A 16,759-nucleotide genomic window follows, 5' to 3' on the forward strand; every position below is an offset into this window, starting at 1 on the left:
GCGGTAAAAAAAACCGCCCCGAAGGGCGGCTGACGTTACTTAACGCAGCGTGCGCACTGCGACGTCTGAATCTGCTTGAAGAAATCGTTGCCTTTGTCATCCACCAGGATAAACGCCGGGAAATCTTCCACTTCAATTTTCCAGATGGCTTCCATCCCCAGTTCAGGGTATTCCACACACTCCAGACTCTTGATACTGCCCTGGGCCAGCACCGCTGCCGGGCCGCCGATGCTGCCTAAGTAGAAGCCGCCATGCTTATGACAGGCATCGGTCACCTGCTGGCTGCGGTTGCCTTTTGCCAGCATGATCATGCTGCCACCTGCGGACTGAAGCTGGTCAACATACGAATCCATACGCCCTGCCGTGGTTGGTCCAAGCGAACCAGAGGCATAGCCTTCCGGCGTTTTTGCCGGGCCAGCGTAATAGATCGGATGATCTTTAACATACTGCGGCAAACTTTCGCCGTTATCCAGACGTTCTTTCAGTTTCGCATGCGCAATATCACGGCCAACAATGATGGTACCGTTAAGCGACAGACGTGTAGAAACCGGGTACTGCGACAACTGGGCCAGGATCTCTTTCATCGGACGATTGAGGTCAACGCGTACCGCTTCGCCTTCTCCCGCCTGGCGCAACTCTTCTGGTATAAATTTGCCTGGATTATGCTCCAGTTTTTCGATCCAGATACCTTCACGGTTGATCTTAGCTTTGATATTTCGATCGGCTGAGCAAGAAACGCCCATACCAACCGGACACGACGCACCGTGACGCGGCAGGCGGATCACGCGGATATCATGAGCGAAATACTTCCCGCCGAACTGCGCGCCCAGCCCCAAATTCTGTGCCTCAATCAGCAGCTCTTTTTCCAGCTCTACATCGCGGAATGCCTGACCATGTTCGTTACCTTCGGTCGGCAGCTCATCGTAATATTTAGCCGACGCCAGTTTCACCGTTTTCAGCGTGGCTTCCGCTGACGTTCCACCGATAACAAACGCAATGTGATACGGCGGACAGGCCGCAGTTCCCAGCGTTCGCATCTTCTCAACCAGGTAATTTTTTAATTTGCCCGGCGTGAGCAGCGCTTTGGTCTCCTGGTACAGATAGGTTTTGTTCGCCGAACCACCGCCTTTAGCAATACACAGGAATTTGTATTCATCGCCATCGACGGTATACAAATCTATCTGTGCCGGCAGGTTGGTACCGGTGTTCACCTCTTTATACATATCCAGCGCGGCGTTTTGTGAATAGCGCAGGTTGTCTTCGATGTAGGTGTTATACACACCGCGCGCCAGTGCAGCTTCATCACCGCCGCCGGTCCAGACGCGCTGACCTTTTTTACCCACGATAATCGCGGTGCCGGTGTCCTGACAGGTCGGCAAAATACCTTTTGCCGCAATATCAGAGTTACGCAGGAATTGCAGGGCCACATATTTGTCGTTTTCGCTGGCCTCCGGGTCACGCAGAATGTCGGCCACCTGCTGCTGATGCGCAGGACGCAGCATAAACGAGGCATCATGGAAGGCCTGACGAGCCAGCAGCGTTAAGGCTTGCGGCGCGACTTTAACAATCTCCTGCCCTTCAAATTCGGCAACGGAGACATGGTCACTGGTCAGCAGATAGTATTCGGTATCATCCTTTTTGAGGGGGAAAGGATGCTGATAATGAAAGGGTTTGTTTGACATTGTGCTCTCACTTACTGCTCGGTCTGGTTATTCTCTGGGCAGATGTTCCATTGCCCTGCTTCCCTGCCGCAGGTCGGGTTGTAGAAGGAAAGGCTTTCTGCAACCGGAATTACTCAGGGTATTAAAAGCGAGTCACCATATCCTACACAATTTTTTAACAAAAACTGAGACAAGTACGACTTTTTACATGTGCAGGTTACTTCGCTCAGGGTTTCTTGGTTTAATAGCCGTAGAAAATTCCACATTGAAACAGGGCTTGAGAATGCAAAAACTCATCAACTCAGTGCAGAACTACGCCTGGGGAAGTAAAACTGCGTTAACGGAACTTTATGGGATTGCCAACCCCACTCAGCAACCGATGGCTGAGCTGTGGATGGGCGCGCATCCGAAAAGCAGTTCGCAGGTTCTGAACGCTGACGGCCAGACGGTCGCTCTGCGTGATGTCATCGAACACGATAAATCCGCACTGTTAGGCGATGCTGTTGCGAAACGCTTTGGTGAACTGCCTTTCCTGTTTAAAGTGCTGTGCGCCGCGCAACCTCTTTCGATTCAGGTTCATCCTAACAAGCACAACTCTGAAATCGGATTTGCCAAAGAAAACGCGGCGGGGATCCCGATGGATGCCGCCGAGCGCAATTACAAAGATCCTAACCACAAACCGGAACTGGTTTTTGCTTTGACACCGTTCCTGGCGATGAACGCATTCCGCGAGTTCTCTGACATTGTCGCATTGTTACAACCGGTGTCCGCCGCGCATCCGGCTATTGCGCATTTCCTGCAGGAACCGAGTGCGGAACGTCTGAGCTATCTTTTCGCCAGCTTGCTGAATATGCAGGATGAGGAGAAATCCCATGCGCTGGCGATCCTGAAATCGGCGCTGAACAGCCAGCAGGGTGAACCGTGGCAAACCATTCGCCTGATCGCCGATTTCTATCCGAATGACAGCGGGCTCTTCTCCCCGCTGCTGCTCAATGTGGTGAAGCTCAATCCTGGCGAAGCGATGTTCTTATTTGCCGAAACCCCACACGCCTACCTGCAAGGTGTGGCGCTGGAGGTAATGGCTAACTCGGACAACGTGCTGCGCGCCGGACTGACGCCAAAATACATTGATATCCCGGAGCTGGTCGCCAACGTTAAGTTTGTCGCCAAGCCAGCCAATCAACTGCTGACCACGCCAGTTAAGACTGACAGCGAACTGGACTTCCCCATTCCGGTCGACGATTTCGCGTTCTCCTTACATGAACTGACCGCCAATGGCGCAGATATCAGCCAGCAAAGTGCGGCCATTTTGTTCTGCATCGAAGGTGAAGCCGTGCTGAGCAAGGGCGAGCAGCGTCTGGTGCTGCAGCCGGGTGAGTCGGCCTTTATTAGCGCGAATGAATCGCCGGTAAACGTCAGCGGCACGGGCCGTTTAGCTCGGGTTTATAACAAGCTGTAGCAAGATACTGATATTTTTAACAACTCTTGCTAAGCTGTAGTGAGTTAAAGACATGTCACTCCTCCAGGCGTCTTCAAACGCCTGGTTTTATTTTATGGATATCAAAATGAAAAAATCGCTGGTAGCTGCGGGTGTGGTGGTTGCACTGGGTATCGTCTGGACGGGCGGCGCCTGGTACACAGGAAAGAAACTCGAAACGCATCTCGCCGAGATGGTGACGCAGGCAAACGATCAGTTAAAACGCTACTCCCCAGAGGCGGGCATTGAACTGAGTTATCAAAACTACCAGCGCGGCGTGTTCAATAGCCAACTGCAGTTGGTGGTGAAACCTGTCGCCGGTCAGGCAGATTCCTGGCTGAAACCGGGACAAAGCATCGTTCTGAATGAAACCGTGGATCACGGTCCTTTCCCGCTGGCTCAGCTGAAATCACTGAATCTTGTTCCGGCAATGGCCTCCGTGAAAACGACGCTGGTCAATAACGACGTGACGAAGCCGCTGTTTGATATTGCCAAAGGTGAGACGCCATTCATCATTAATTCCCGTATTGGCTACAGTGGGGATACCCGTTCCGATCTCTCCCTCAAACCGCTGAACTACGAGAAAGGCGACGAAAAAGTGGCCTTTAGCGGCGGGGAGTTCCAGTTTACGGCAGATAAGGATGGTAATGCGGTGTCGCTGAATGGCGAGGCGCAAAGTGGCCTGGTTAATGCCGTCAATGAGTATGATCAGAAAGTACAAGTTACTTTCAATAACCTGAAAACTGAAGGTTCCAGCAGTATTGCAAGCTTTGGTGAGCGCATCGGCGATCAGAAATTGTCCCTCGAAAAACTGTCGATTTCAGTCGAGGGCAAAGAGCTGGCGGTGCTGGAAGGCATGGGTATCGATGGCAAATCCGATCTGATTAACGATGGCAAAACCGTCAACAGCCAGTTGGATTACACCCTGAACAGCCTTAAATTGCAGGGCCAGGATATGGGGAGCGGTAAGCTGACGTTGAAAGTTGGCCAGATTGACGGTGAAGCACTGCACCAGTTCAGCCAGCAGTACAGCGCCCAAACCAAAGCGCTGATGGCGCAGATTGATGTGGTCCAAAACCCTGAGCTTTATCAGCAGAAAGTCACCGAAGCCTTCTTTAATGCGCTACCGATTCTGATGAAAGGCGAACCGGTTGTCACCATTGCTCCACTGAGCTGGAAGAATGCAAAAGGTGAAACCGCATTTAATCTGTCACTGATGCTAAAAGATCCGACCGCAAACACGGTGGAGCCGCAAACGCTGGCCCAGGAAGTGGATCGTTCCGTCAAATCGCTGGATGCGAAACTGACCATCCCTGTCGATATGGCGACTGAGTTCATGACGCAAATTGCCAAACTGGAAGGTTATCAGCAGGAAGAAGCGGCTGGTCTGGCGAAGCAACAGGTTAATGGCCTGGCGGCGATGGGTCAGATGTTCCGCATTACGACTTTGCAGGACAACGTTATCGGCACCAGCCTGCAATACGCAAACGGCCAGGTGACGCTGAACGGACAAAAAATGCCGCTGGATGAGTTTGTGGGTATGTTCGGTATGCCTTCTCTTACACAGCCGGATGCCCCTGCCATCCCGCAACAATAATCACTCGCCAATGACAGGCCCGATAACAGTGTTTATCGGGCTTTTTTATTTCGCCGCCACCAGACGAGCGGAAAGCGTCAGATTGCGTGAATGACCTTCATCGTGGGCAATGCGTTGTAGCATACGTTCAGCAAGGGTGTATCCCATTTCACGCGCGGGCGAACAGGCCCAGGTAATCGGGATATCGTCCAACGCGTTTTCCGCCACATCAGCGAATCCGGCCAACGATATTTGCTGTTCGAAATAGCGATCGACACCAATTTCGCCACTCTGACGTCCTGCTCTCATCAAGCCAAACCAGGCGCCTATGGCGATTATTTCGTTGTAGCACACCACCGCGCTGATCGTGGGATTGCGGCGTAACAGCGCCGTTACCTCTTCTGCGGCCTGCTTCTGGCTGGATGAGCACTCCAGCACCCAGTCGCTATGAAACGGTAAACCATATTTTAGTAACGTTGCACAATAGCCGCCGACGCGCTCTGCGCGAGTCAATGAAGAACTCTGCCCGCCCAGCCAGGCAATACGCTGGTGTCCGTGGCGGATAAGATGTTCAACCAGTAACTGTGCAGCCTGCATGTTATCGGGCCTGACGGTGTCTGCGTCATCCATGTAGCTGGCGCGTGATGCAAATACCACCGGGATCCCTTTATCAGCGGCCAACTGTTGCAGTGCATCACTGCTACCGGCGGCCCCGGCAATGACCACGCCATCCACCCCCTGGTTGAGTAACATCGCGAAACGCTGCGCCAGCTGCTCCCCATCTTTACCGCCGTGCAGTAAGAAGACCATGCGCCCCTGCGCTTCTAACGCTTCCGTCAGACCCGCCGTCAGCTCGGCGTAAAACGGCGTTGAAAGATCGCGTACAATCAAACCAACTACTCCGCTCTGCCCGCCACGCAGCGCTGATGCCTGGCGGTTACGCACAAACCCCAGTTGCTCAATAGCAGCATTCACCCGCTCCCCAGTCGCTGATGAAATTCGTCCTTTTCCACTGAGCACCAATGAGACGGTGCTGACCGAAACCCCCGCAGCCAGCGCAACATCATGGATGGTTATTTTTTTGGCTATAGCCATAAAAACAGAAAACTCCCTGATAACGTGACGGATAAAACGTTTTATCAATCACTTATATTTATACCCCCTATTATCGTTCGATAATGTGATTTATACCGCACTAAAATTAGGTAAAACGTTTTATCTTCTCGCCATCATTAGTCAGCTAGCCTTTACAAGGAGTCGTTTGATGACGGCGAGAACCACACCAAAAATAACGTTATGGGAATTTTTCCAGCAGTTGGGCAAAACCTTTATGCTGCCTGTAGCGCTGCTTTCATTTTGCGGGATCATGTTGGGGATCGGCAGCTCGTTGAGCAGCCATGATGTCTTAACGCTGATCCCGGCGTTGGGGAATCCGGTGCTTCAGGCCATCTTTACCTGGATGAGTAAAGTTGGCTCTTTTGCGTTTAGCTTCCTGCCAGTCATGTTCTGTATTGCCATTCCTCTGGGCCTGGCGCGCGAGAACAAAGGCGTTGCGGCGTTCGCCGGTTTTGTCGGTTATGCGGTCATGAACCTCGCCGTCAATTTCTGGTTAACCGCCAAAGGTATCTTACCCACCACAGATGCGGCGATCCTGAAAGCCAACAACGTGCAAAACATTCTGGGGATCCAGTCGATCGACACCGGGATCCTCGGTGCCGTTATTGCCGGGATCATTGTCTGGATGCTGCATGAACGCTTCCACAACATTCGTCTGCCGGATGCGCTGGCGTTTTTCGGTGGTACGCGCTTTGTGCCTATCATCTCCTCGGTGGTGATGGGATTGGTCGGGTTGGTCATTCCCTTGATTTGGCCAGTTTTCGCCATGGGCATTACCGGACTCGGTCACATCATCAATAGCGCGGGGGAATTTGGTCCTATGCTGTTTGGTACCGGTGAACGTCTGTTGCTGCCTTTTGGCCTGCACCATATTCTGGTGGCACTCATTCGCTTCACCGAAGCTGGCGGCACACAGGAAGTCTGCGGCCATAGCGTGAGCGGCGCACTGACTATTTTCCAGGCTCAACTGAGCTGCCCGACAACGCAAGGTTTCTCTGAAAGCGCAACACGTTTCCTGTCCCAGGGTAAAATGCCGGCGTTCCTCGGCGGTTTACCGGGTGCGGCATTAGCCATGTACCACTGCGCACGCCCTGAAAATCGTCATAAAATTAAAGGGTTATTAATTTCTGGTCTGATTGCCTGTGTCATCGGCGGTACAACCGAACCACTTGAGTTCTTATTCCTGTTCGTCGCTCCGGTTCTGTATGTAATCCACGCCCTGCTAACCGGTCTTGGCTTCACCGTGATGGCGGTGCTTGGCGTCACTATCGGTAACACTGACGGTAACCTGATTGACTTCGTGGTGTTCGGCATCCTGCACGGATTGTCCACCAAGTGGTACCTGGTCCCTGTTGTCGCGGCTATCTGGTTTGCGGTGTACTACGTGATCTTCCGCTTCGCCATCACGCGCTTCAATTTGAAGACGCCGGGCCGTGAAGTCGAAATTGCCAGCAATATCGAAAAAGTAATGGCCGGAGCGCCTGGTAAATCAGGTTACAACGTCCCTGCTATTCTGGCGGCGCTGGGCGGCGCAGAAAACATTGTCAGCCTGGATAATTGCATCACCCGTCTGCGCTTGTCAGTGAAAGATATGTCGCTTGTTAACGTACAGGCTCTGAAGGACAATCGTGCCATTGGCGTAGTACAACTCAATCAGCATAACCTTCAGGTCGTTATCGGTCCGCAGGTCCAGTCAGTGAAAGACGAGATCGCGGTTCTGATGAACACCGTACAGGCTTAAGGACAACAATATGTTTGATTTTTCAAAGGTTGTGGACAGGCACGGTACCTGGTGTACTCAGTGGGATTACGTTGCCGACCGTTTTGGTTCAGCCGACCTGCTGCCATTCACCATCTCCGATATGGATTTTGCCACCGCACCTTGCATTCTGGAGGCGCTGACTCAGCGCCTGTCACATGGCGTGTTGGGTTACAGCCGCTGGAAAAATGATGAGTTTCTGGCGGCGATAAGCCACTGGTTTCTTTCGCGACATAACACCCAAATAGATCCTCAGTCGCTGGTATATGGCCCCTCGGTCATCTATATGGTGTCGGAGTTGATCCGCCAGTGGTCATCCGTGGGCGATGCGGTGGTTATCCATACTCCGGCGTACGATGCGTTTTACAAAGCGATTGAAGGTAATCAGCGACAGGTACGCGCAGTCGGACTGGAAAAACGCGCCGACGGCTGGTTTTGTGACATGGTTGCGCTGGAGAAAGCCCTGTCTCGACCTGAAAGCAAAATTCTTCTGCTTTGCAGCCCACAAAACCCAACGGGTAAAGTGTGGACGCGCGACGAGCTGGAAGCCATGGCAGAACTGTGTCAGCGCCATGGTGTAAAAGTTATCTCCGATGAGATTCATATGGATATGGTATGGTCAGACCGGCCGCACATCCCGTGGAGTAACGTCGCGCGCGGCAGTTGGGCACTGCTCACTTCCGGCTCAAAGAGTTTTAATATTCCGGCATTAACCGGGGCTTACGGACTCATTGAAGATGCTCAAAGCCGCAACGATTACCTCAGCGCGTTAAAAGGCCGCGATGGTCTTTCCTCGCCTGCGGTGCTGGCGCTTAGCGCACATATTGCCGCTTATCAACAGGGTGCAAGCTGGCTTGATGCGCTGCGCGATTATCTTGCCAGCAATCTGCATTACGTTGCACGTGAGCTTAATGCCGCATTCCCCGAACTCAACTGGCAGATTCCGCAATCCACCTATCTGGCATGGATTGACCTGCGTCCGCTCAATATTGATGACCATGCCTTGCAGGATGTTCTCATCCACCAGCAGAAAGTGGCTATCATGCCGGGATACACCTACGGAGAAGAAGGTCGCGGTTTTGTACGCCTCAATGCCGGATGCCCAAGATCCAAGCTTGAAAAAGGCGTTCAGGGGCTGATTAACGCCATCCGTTCTGTACGCTAATTAAGTTTGCGCAATGAAATTATTCATTGCGCAACATAGTTTTTTATCCCGATTTTTTCATATAATACGACGCACTTTACCTAAATACACGAGTGCGACCATGATTGATACTTCCCTCCCCCTGACCGACGTCCATCGCCACCTTGATGGTAACATCCGTGCCCAAACGATCCTGGATTTGGGTCGTCAGTTCAATTTAACGCTTCCGGCACAAACGCTGGAAATGCTGATCCCTCATGTGCAAGTCACATCAACTGAACCGGATTTAGTGAGCTTTTTATCCAAGCTTGACTGGGGCGTGAAGGTACTGGCCTCGCTGGATGCGTGTCGCCGCGTGGCATTTGAGAATATTGAGGATGCAGCACGTAACGGTCTGCACTATGTAGAATTACGTTTTTCACCCGGCTATATGGCGATGGCGCATCAGCTCCCGGTTGCGGGCGTGGTTGAAGCCGTCATTGCCGGCGTACGCGAGGGCTGCAAGACCTTTGGCGTCGAAGCTCGCTTAATTGGCATTATGAGCCGTACCTTCGGCGAAGCCGCCTGCCTGCAGGAACTGGATGCGCTGTTAGCCCACCGAGACCATATTACGGCACTGGATCTGGCGGGTGACGAACTGGGTTTCCCGGGCAGTCTGTTCCTGTCGCATTTCAATCAGGCGCGCGACGCCGGCTGGCGTATTACCGTGCATGCGGGCGAAGCCGCGGGACCAGAAAGTATCTGGCAGGCTATTAAAGAGCTGGGCGCAGAACGTATTGGTCACGGCGTAAAAGCCGTTGAAGATCGTGCATTGATGGATTACCTCGCCGAACACCGTATCGGCATCGAATCCTGCCTGACATCGAACATTCAGACCAGCACCGTCGCCTCTCTGGCAACCCACCCGCTGAAAACATTCCTTGAGCATGGCGTATTAGCCAGCTTGAATACGGACGATCCGGCGGTACAGGGTGTGGATATTATTCACGAGTACACCATTGCCGCGCCAGCAGCAGGACTCACGCGCGAACAGATCCGTCAGGCGCAAATCAACGGCCTGGAAATGGCATTTCTGAGTAACGAAGAAAAACGTGCCCTGCGCGAGAAAGTCGCGGCAGCGTGACGGTTAAAGTGCCGGATGAGATGCTGAGCATCACCATCCGGCATTTGCCTAATCAGGCAAGGCACAGCGTCGAGCGATGTTTCGCCGATTCAAGACCCAGCTCAATCAGCTCCATGATTTGAATAGCTTGTCTCGCCGGTACCGGGTTTTCACCATGACCATTTAGCGCATCACGAATGCCAGCATAATACGCCGGGTAATTACCCGGTACAGTCAGCCAGGTCTCTTCAACCTGCTCTTCGCCTTCTATTCGCGTCAACACGCCATCGCGCATGTCGTAACCCCAGTCTTCCTGAGGCAGTCGCTCGCCATTTTTCAGGCGCTCTTCCTGCGGGTCAAGACCATACTTCACATAGCTGCCACGCGATCCGTGCACGATATAACGGGCCGACTCAGCGGCAGCGAGCATGGTGCCGTGCAGAATCACACGACGCTGCGGGTAAGTCAGGATGGCATGGAAGTAATCCGTCGCTTGCGCACCTGGGCGGAGCTGAGCCAGGTCTACCGTCATGCTGACGGGCAAACCAAACAGGTTAATCGCCTGATCCAGAAGATGCGGTGCTAAATCATACCAGATGCCGCTTCCCGGCCCCCCCTGTTCACGCCAGCGGTCACGAACCTGCGGGCGGAATCGATCGAAATGGGATTCGAAATACGCCACCTCCCCCAAAACGCCATCCGCCAGCAGGGCTTTCAACGTCAGAAAATCACTATCCCATCGGCGGTTATGGAAAACGGACAGCACGCGGCCAAGGCTGCGCGCCAACGCATCCAGTTCGCGTGCTTGTGACAGTGTCACGGTAAAAGGCTTATCAACAACCACATGTTTGCCCGCTTCCAGCGCAGCCTTCGCTAACGGGAAGTGAGTGTCGTTAGGCGTGGGGATCACAATCAGGTCGATATTCGGATCGTTAAAAAGGTGTTTAGGCTCAGCAACAACAGCCACCGTTGGCCAGTCTGCCTTCACTTTTGCTTCATCACTACTGGAAACCGCAGCCAGTTCGAGGCCCGGTGTGCCCACAATCAGGGGGGCATGGAAGGTTTTACTGGCGTAACCATAGCCAATTAGCCCAACGCGGATGTTGTCACTCATGTTATAGCCTCTCAATTCAGGACTGACCTATTTCACACCATACCCTGCAACGTCTCAATAGTTTAATAACCATTGCGCTACAAAGGTTGTTTATTAACTTAAGTCAAACATATGCCACTTATGCTTAACTTGCAGCGAAAAAGAGGGAGAAATCGTTCCCAATTATCTTGCTGTATTATTGAGAGATTAGTAACATTTGCAGCCTGTGTTTATGGATAAATCAAAGCAAATGTCATCAGTAATGAATCGTCTTATTGAATTAGCAGGTTGGATTGTTCTCACCGTCTCTGTGATCCTGCTGGGTGTTGCCAATCATATTGACAATTACCAGCCACCGGAGCCCGTTGCTGCTGTGCAGAAGAAATAAGCATCTGCAGTCCCTTATAACCCGGCAATTAACATCGAGTAACGGCAGGGGTTGGCTGCAAAAGATCGAATTTTGTCAAAAAAAGAGAATAATGCCGCATCCCACTCCGGTGCATATTGCCTGCTGTAGCGAAGCGCGTTACCCTTACCGCAGGTGCGCATAGCGCCTGCTTTTCCACAGGTATGAACACTCTTCTCACATTTGCGCGTCAATCCGCTTTTACCTGTGCATGTTGTTTATTATTTATATTTACTACTCCGTTGGTATTATTTTATTAATATGGATTTCCATTTATGACTGTTCAGGATTACTTATTAAAATTCCGCAAAATCAGTTCACTCGAAAGTCTGGAAAAACTGTTCGACCATCTTAACTACACGCTCACCGACGATAGCGACATTATCAATATGTATCGCGCTGCAGACCATCGCCGTGCGGAGCTTATCTCAGGAGGTCGTCTGTTTGATGTTGGTCAGGTACCCAAATCAGTCTGGCATTACGTGCAATAAAGAAGAAAGTAGCGCTCAACGTTAAAAGCTTTATAATAATTGCCCCAAAATGAATGGCATGTTTGATTGCGCGCGTAAACCTGGAGAAGAGATGACTACCACACCGGCACAACGTATCGGGGGCTGGCTACTTGGGCCACTGGCCTGGCTGTTAGTCGCATTGTTGAGCGCTTCGCTGGCGTTATTACTTTATGTCACTGCGCTGGCTACACCGCAAACCTTCCAAACGCTGGGTGCGCAAAGTACGGCAAATTTGCTGTTATGGGGCGTCTCTTTTATTACCGCGATTGCCATGTGGTATTACACGCTGTGGCTGACGATTGCGTTTTTCAAACGCAGAGCCTGTGTGCCTAAGCATTATATTCTATGGCTGCTGATCTCCGTGTTACTGGCGATTAAAGCGTTTGCGTTTTCACCGGTTCCGGACGCCTTTGCCGTGCGCCAACTGCTGTTCCCATTGCTGGCTGCAGCACTGCTGGTGCCCTATTTCAAACGCTCGCAACGCGTTAAATCGACGTTTGTGAATCCGTAATAACCCTACAGTTAACCTGTTGTCGCCTGTTGTAGATTGTCAGATAATAGGCGGCTTTTTTATTTCAGGCCGAAAAATGACTGATTACCTGCTGCTGTTTGTCGGAACTGTACTGGTCAATAACTTTGTACTGGTCAAGTTTCTGGGGCTCTGCCCGTTTATGGGCGTTTCCAAAAAACTGGAAACCGCAATGGGTATGGGCCTTGCCACGACGTTTGTCATGACACTGGCATCCATCTGCGCATGGCTGATTGACACCTGGATCCTCATTCCACTCAATCTCATCTATCTGCGCACGTTGGCTTTTATTCTGGTCATCGCCGTCGTCGTGCAATTTACCGAGATGGTTGTACGCAAAACCAGCCCTGCACTTTACCGCCTGTTGGGGATCTTCCTACCGCTGATCACCACTAACTGCGCGGTATTAGGCGTGGCGTTACTGAATATCAATCTCGGTCATAACTTTTTACAGTCGGCGCTATACGGTTTTTCCGCCGCCGTCGGCTTCTCGCTGGTGATGGTACTGTTCGCCGCCATCCGCGAACGCCTCGCCGTGGCGGACGTGCCTGCTCCGTTTCGCGGTAATGCGATTGCGCTGATTACCGCTGGTTTAATGTCATTGGCCTTTATGGGCTTTAGTGGTTTGGTGAAGTTGTAATGAATGCTATCTGGATTGCCGTTGCCGCAGTGAGTCTACTGGGTCTGGCGTTCGGCGCTATTTTGGGTTACGCCTCACGACGTTTTGCCGTCGAAGATGATCCTGTCGTGGAGAAAATTGATGAAATTCTCCCGCAAAGCCAGTGTGGACAATGCGGCTATCCGGGCTGTCATCCTTACGCTGAAGCGATCGGCTCTCAGGGCGAAAAAATCAACCGTTGCGCACCCGGAGGCGAAGCGGTGATGTTAAAAATTGCCGCCCTGCTGAACGTCGACCCGCAGCCGATTGATGGTGATGAACACGATGTTACCCCCGTGCGTATGCTGGCGGTCATTGATGAAAATAACTGTATCGGTTGTACAAAGTGCATTCAGGCCTGCCCGGTTGATGCGATCGTGGGCGCGACCCGCGCCATGCACACGGTGATGAGCGATCTCTGCACCGGGTGCAACCTGTGCGTTGATCCGTGCCCGACGCAATGTATCGAATTACGCCCGGTGGCCGAGACACCTGATAGCTGGAAATGGGATTTAAACACCATCCCTGTGCGCATCATTCCCGTGGAACAACATGTTTAAGTTATTCTCTGCATTCAGAAAAAACAAAATCTGGGACTTTGATGGCGGCATTCATCCACCAGAAATGAAGACCCAGTCGAACGGTACGCCGCTGCGACAGGTTCCGCTGGCGCCACGCTTTGTTATTCCGCTGAAACAACATATTGGCGCGGAGGGTGAGCTGTGCGTAAACGTAGGCGACACCGTGCTGCGTGGTCAGGCGTTAACCCTTGGGCGTGGTAAAATGCTTCCGGTACATGCGCCAACGTCAGGCACCGTTGTTGCTATTGCGCCGCATTCTACTGCACATCCATCGGCATTAGCTGAGCTGAGCGTTATTATTGATGCCGATGGCGAAGATCGCTGGATTGAGCGAGACGGCTGGGCCGATTACCGTTCCCGCAGCCGGGAAGAGCTGATCGCACGTATTCACCAGTTCGGCGTCGCCGGACTGGGTGGCGCAGGTTTTCCCACCGGCGTTAAGCTGCAGGGCGGCGGAGATAAAATTGAAACGCTGATCATTAACGCTGCTGAATGCGAGCCGTACATTACGGCTGATGACCGCCTGATGCAGGACTGCGCGGCGCAGGTCGTCGAAGGTATCCGCATCCTGGCGCATATTCTTCAGCCACGCGAAATTCTACTGGGCATTGAAGATAACAAGCCACAGGCAATTTCCATGCTGCGCGCGGTGCTGGCTGATTCACACGATATCAGCTTACGCGTAATCCCCACCAAGTACCCGTCAGGCGGGGCCAAGCAGTTAACGCAAATCCTGACCGGCAAGCAGGTTCCCCACGGGGGACGCTCTTCAGATATCGGCGTGCTGATGCAAAACGTTGGAACCGCCTACGCGATTAAACGTGCGGTGATTGACGGAGAACCGATTACCGAGCGTGTCGTGACGCTGACCGGCGAAGCCGTCAGCCGTCCGGGCAACGTCTGGGCGCGTTTAGGCACGCCGGTTCGTCATCTGCTCAACGACGCGGGCTTCTGCCCTTCCGCCGACCAGATGGTAATTATGGGCGGGCCGCTGATGGGCTTTACGCTGCCGTGGCTGGATGTACCGGTGGTGAAGATAACCAACTGTCTTCTGGCGCCCTCTGCCAGTGAAATGGGAGAAACGCCGGAAGAGAAAGGCTGCATTCGCTGTAGCGCATGCGCCGATGCCTGTCCGGCCGATCTCCTGCCGCAACAGCTTTATTGGTTCAGTAAAGGGCAGCAGCACGACAAAGCAACAGCGCACAATATCGCGGACTGCATTGAATGCGGTGCCTGCGCCTGGGTATGCCCAAGCAATATTCCACTGGTGCAGTATTTCCGTCAGGAAAAAGCCGAGATTTATGCCATTAGTCAGGAAGAAAAACGTGCCGCTGAAGCGAAAGCGCGATTTGAAGCCCGACAGGCGAGACTAGAACGTGAAAAAGCAGCTCGTCTTGAACGTCACAAAAGCGCTGCCGTTCAGCCTGCGGCTAAAGATCATGATGCCATTGCCGCCGCGCTGGCTCGCGTAAAAGAAAAGCAGGCTCAGGCAATGCAGCCAGTAGTCATTCAGGCTGGCGAAAAACCTGACAATAGTGCCGTGATTGCCGCACGCGAGGCGCGTAAGGCGCAAGCTCGCGCAACCCGGATGGAAAACCCTCCCCAAACTGGAGGCAACAGCACAGAGGTCGACCCGCGTAAAGCTGCAGTGGAAGCGGCAATCGCTCGTGCCAAAGCCCGCAAGCTTGAGCAGGAAACCGTAACGGAAACAGCTGAACCGGTGGATCCGCGTAAAGCCGCCGTGGAAGCGGCTATCGCCCGCGCCAAAGCTCGCAAGCTCGAGCAGCAGGCGGTTACGGAAACAGCCGAACCGGTGGATCCCCGCAAAGCTGCCGTGGAAGCGGCTATCGCCCGCGCCAAAGCCCGCAAGCTCGAGCAGCAGACAGTTACGGAAACAGCCGAACCGGTGGATCCCCGCAAAGCTGCCGTGGAAGCGGCTATCGCCCGCGCCAAAGCCCGCAAGCTCGAGCAGCAGACGGTTACGGAAACAGTCGAACCGGTGGATCCGCGTAAAGCCGCCGTCGCGGCCGCTATTGCACGCGCTCAGGCAAAGAAAGCCGCCCAGCAGCAGGTTGTAAACGAGGAATAAATGGTATTCAGAATAGCAAGCTCCCCTTATACCCATAACCAGCGCCAGACATCGCGTATCATGATGCTGGTGTTACTGGCTGCATTGCCGGGGATCGCCGCTCAGCTGTGGTTCTTTGGCTGGGGTACGTTGTTCCAGATAGTTCTGGCCGCCATCAGCGCTATCGCCGCCGAAGCGGTCGTGCTTAAACTGCGCAAACAACCCATTGTCGCGATTTTAAAAGACAACTCCGCGTTGCTCACCGGGTTACTGCTGGCCGTGAGTATTCCCCCGCTCGCCCCCTGGTGGATGGTAGTTTTAGGCACGGTATTCGCCGTTATCATTGCTAAACAGCTGTATGGCGGCCTCGGTCAGAACCCGTTTAACCCCGCCATGATTGGTTACGTGGTGCTGCTGATTTCATTCCCGGTACAGATGACAAGCTGGCTGCCGCCGCATGAAATTGCGGCGACTGTGCCTGGTTTTTTTGACGCCCTGAACGTTATCTTTAGCGGACATACCGCCAGTGGCGGGGATATGAACACGCTGCGTATGGGTATTGATGGTATCAGTCAGGCAACGCCTCTCGATACCTTTAAGACTTCGCTGCATGCGGGACGTACTGTTGAGCAGGTGATGCAATACCCAATCTACAACGGCATGCTTGCAGGTGCTGGCTGGCAGTGGGTTAACCTTGCCTGGCTGGTGGGCGGCGTCGTGTTGCTATGGCAGAAAGCGATTCGCTGGCATATCCCGGTTAGCTTCCTGCTGTCGCTCGCCGTTTGTGCCACTTTAGGCTGGATTTTCTCGCCAGATTCGCTGGCCTCGCCTCAGTTGCACCTACTTTCCGGCGCGACCATGCTGGGTGCATTCTTTATTCTTACCGATCCCGTTACAGCATCAACAACCAACCGTGGCCGCCTGATTTTTGGCGCACTTGCGGGCCTGTTAGTGTGGTTGATTCGCAGTTTTGGCGGTTATCCTGATGGCGTGGCTTTTGCCGTATTGCTGGCAAATATCACGGTTCCCCTGATTGATTATTACACCCGCCCTCGCGTGTACGGACATCGCTAAGGA

15 protein-coding genes are annotated in these 16,759 nt (G+C 53.0%); 12 read left to right on the forward strand and 3 right to left on the reverse strand.

Annotated elements, in window-relative coordinates; genetic code table 11:
• Window positions 1–35 precede the first annotated feature (35 nt).
• Window positions 36–1,682, reverse strand: coding sequence for a class I fumarate hydratase (gene fumB / locus HV037_RS12900; RefSeq protein WP_047358425.1), 1,647 nt, complete (start codon window positions 1,680–1,682; stop codon window positions 36–38).
• 262 nt (window positions 1,683–1,944) lie between these two features.
• Here fumB and manA point away from each other — a divergent pair, with 262 nt between their 5' ends.
• Together manA and HV037_RS12910 are read left to right on the forward strand one after the other, a co-directional pair.
• Entirely contained in the window at window positions 1,945–3,120 is a 1,176-nt protein-coding gene (gene manA, locus HV037_RS12905) for a mannose-6-phosphate isomerase (RefSeq protein WP_019076743.1), read from the forward strand.
• Between the two features lie 106 nt (window positions 3,121–3,226).
• Entirely contained in the window at window positions 3,227–4,735 is a 1,509-nt protein-coding gene (locus HV037_RS12910; protein WP_103284460.1) for a YdgA family protein, read from the forward strand.
• Between the two features lie 45 nt (window positions 4,736–4,780).
• Here HV037_RS12910 and HV037_RS12915 read toward each other — a convergent pair whose 3' ends face one another.
• Window positions 4,781–5,809: a Mal regulon transcriptional regulator MalI gene (locus HV037_RS12915; RefSeq protein ID WP_016153014.1), complete on the reverse strand. Its 1,029-nt coding sequence runs from the start codon at window positions 5,807–5,809 to the stop codon at window positions 4,781–4,783.
• A gap of 169 nt (window positions 5,810–5,978) precedes the next feature.
• Here HV037_RS12915 and malX point away from each other — a divergent pair, with 169 nt between their 5' ends.
• From malX to add, 3 genes are all read left to right on the forward strand, one after another.
• On the forward strand, window positions 5,979–7,571 hold the full coding sequence (gene malX / locus HV037_RS12920) for a maltose/glucose-specific PTS transporter subunit IIBC (protein WP_016153013.1): 1,593 nt from the start codon (window positions 5,979–5,981) through the stop codon (window positions 7,569–7,571).
• A 10-nt stretch (window positions 7,572–7,581) separates the two neighbouring features.
• Entirely contained in the window at window positions 7,582–8,754 is a 1,173-nt protein-coding gene (locus tag HV037_RS12925; protein WP_019076740.1) for a MalY/PatB family protein, read from the forward strand.
• Window positions 8,755–8,854: 100 nt separating this feature from the next.
• On the forward strand, window positions 8,855–9,856 hold the full coding sequence (gene add, locus HV037_RS12930) for an adenosine deaminase (protein ID WP_047500522.1): 1,002 nt from the start codon (window positions 8,855–8,857) through the stop codon (window positions 9,854–9,856).
• Window positions 9,857–9,908: 52 nt separating this feature from the next.
• On the opposite strand, the gene HV037_RS12935 is transcribed toward add, so the two are convergent.
• Window positions 9,909–10,949 (reverse strand): oxidoreductase, encoded by a 1,041-nt coding sequence (locus HV037_RS12935; RefSeq protein ID WP_016153010.1) that lies wholly within the window; start codon window positions 10,947–10,949, stop codon window positions 9,909–9,911.
• Between the two features lie 241 nt (window positions 10,950–11,190).
• Here HV037_RS12935 and blr point away from each other — a divergent pair, with 241 nt between their 5' ends.
• From blr to rsxD, 7 genes are all read left to right on the forward strand, one after another.
• Window positions 11,191–11,316, forward strand: a complete 126-nt coding sequence (blr, locus tag HV037_RS12940) for a division septum protein Blr (protein WP_019076739.1) — start codon at window positions 11,191–11,193, stop codon at window positions 11,314–11,316.
• 293 nt (window positions 11,317–11,609) lie between these two features.
• Window positions 11,610–11,825, forward strand: coding sequence for a transcription modulator YdgT (gene ydgT, locus HV037_RS12945; RefSeq protein WP_003832804.1), 216 nt, complete (start codon window positions 11,610–11,612; stop codon window positions 11,823–11,825).
• A gap of 91 nt (window positions 11,826–11,916) precedes the next feature.
• Entirely contained in the window at window positions 11,917–12,357 is a 441-nt protein-coding gene (locus tag HV037_RS12950; RefSeq protein ID WP_016153009.1) for a DUF2569 domain-containing protein, read from the forward strand.
• 76 nt (window positions 12,358–12,433) lie between these two features.
• Window positions 12,434–13,015, forward strand: coding sequence for an electron transport complex subunit RsxA (gene rsxA / locus HV037_RS12955; protein ID WP_003029144.1), 582 nt, complete (start codon window positions 12,434–12,436; stop codon window positions 13,013–13,015).
• A complete protein-coding gene (rsxB, locus tag HV037_RS12960) occupies window positions 13,015–13,593 on the forward strand; it encodes an electron transport complex subunit RsxB (RefSeq protein ID WP_006684670.1) in 579 nt (192 codons plus the stop codon). Before rsxA ends, rsxB begins: the two co-directional genes overlap by 1 nt.
• Entirely contained in the window at window positions 13,586–15,703 is a 2,118-nt protein-coding gene (rsxC, locus tag HV037_RS12965) for an electron transport complex subunit RsxC (protein ID WP_181500103.1), read from the forward strand. Before rsxB ends, rsxC begins: the two co-directional genes overlap by 8 nt.
• The gene (rsxD, locus tag HV037_RS12970) at window positions 15,704–16,756 is read left to right on the forward strand and encodes an electron transport complex subunit RsxD (RefSeq protein ID WP_103283841.1); all 1,053 of its coding nucleotides are present in this window, start codon (window positions 15,704–15,706) and stop codon (window positions 16,754–16,756) included.
• Window positions 16,757–16,759 lie beyond the last annotated feature (3 nt).

It is taken from the genome of Citrobacter sp. RHBSTW-00017 (assembly GCF_013797615.1).
GTDB lineage: Bacteria > Pseudomonadota > Gammaproteobacteria > Enterobacterales > Enterobacteriaceae > Citrobacter > Citrobacter braakii.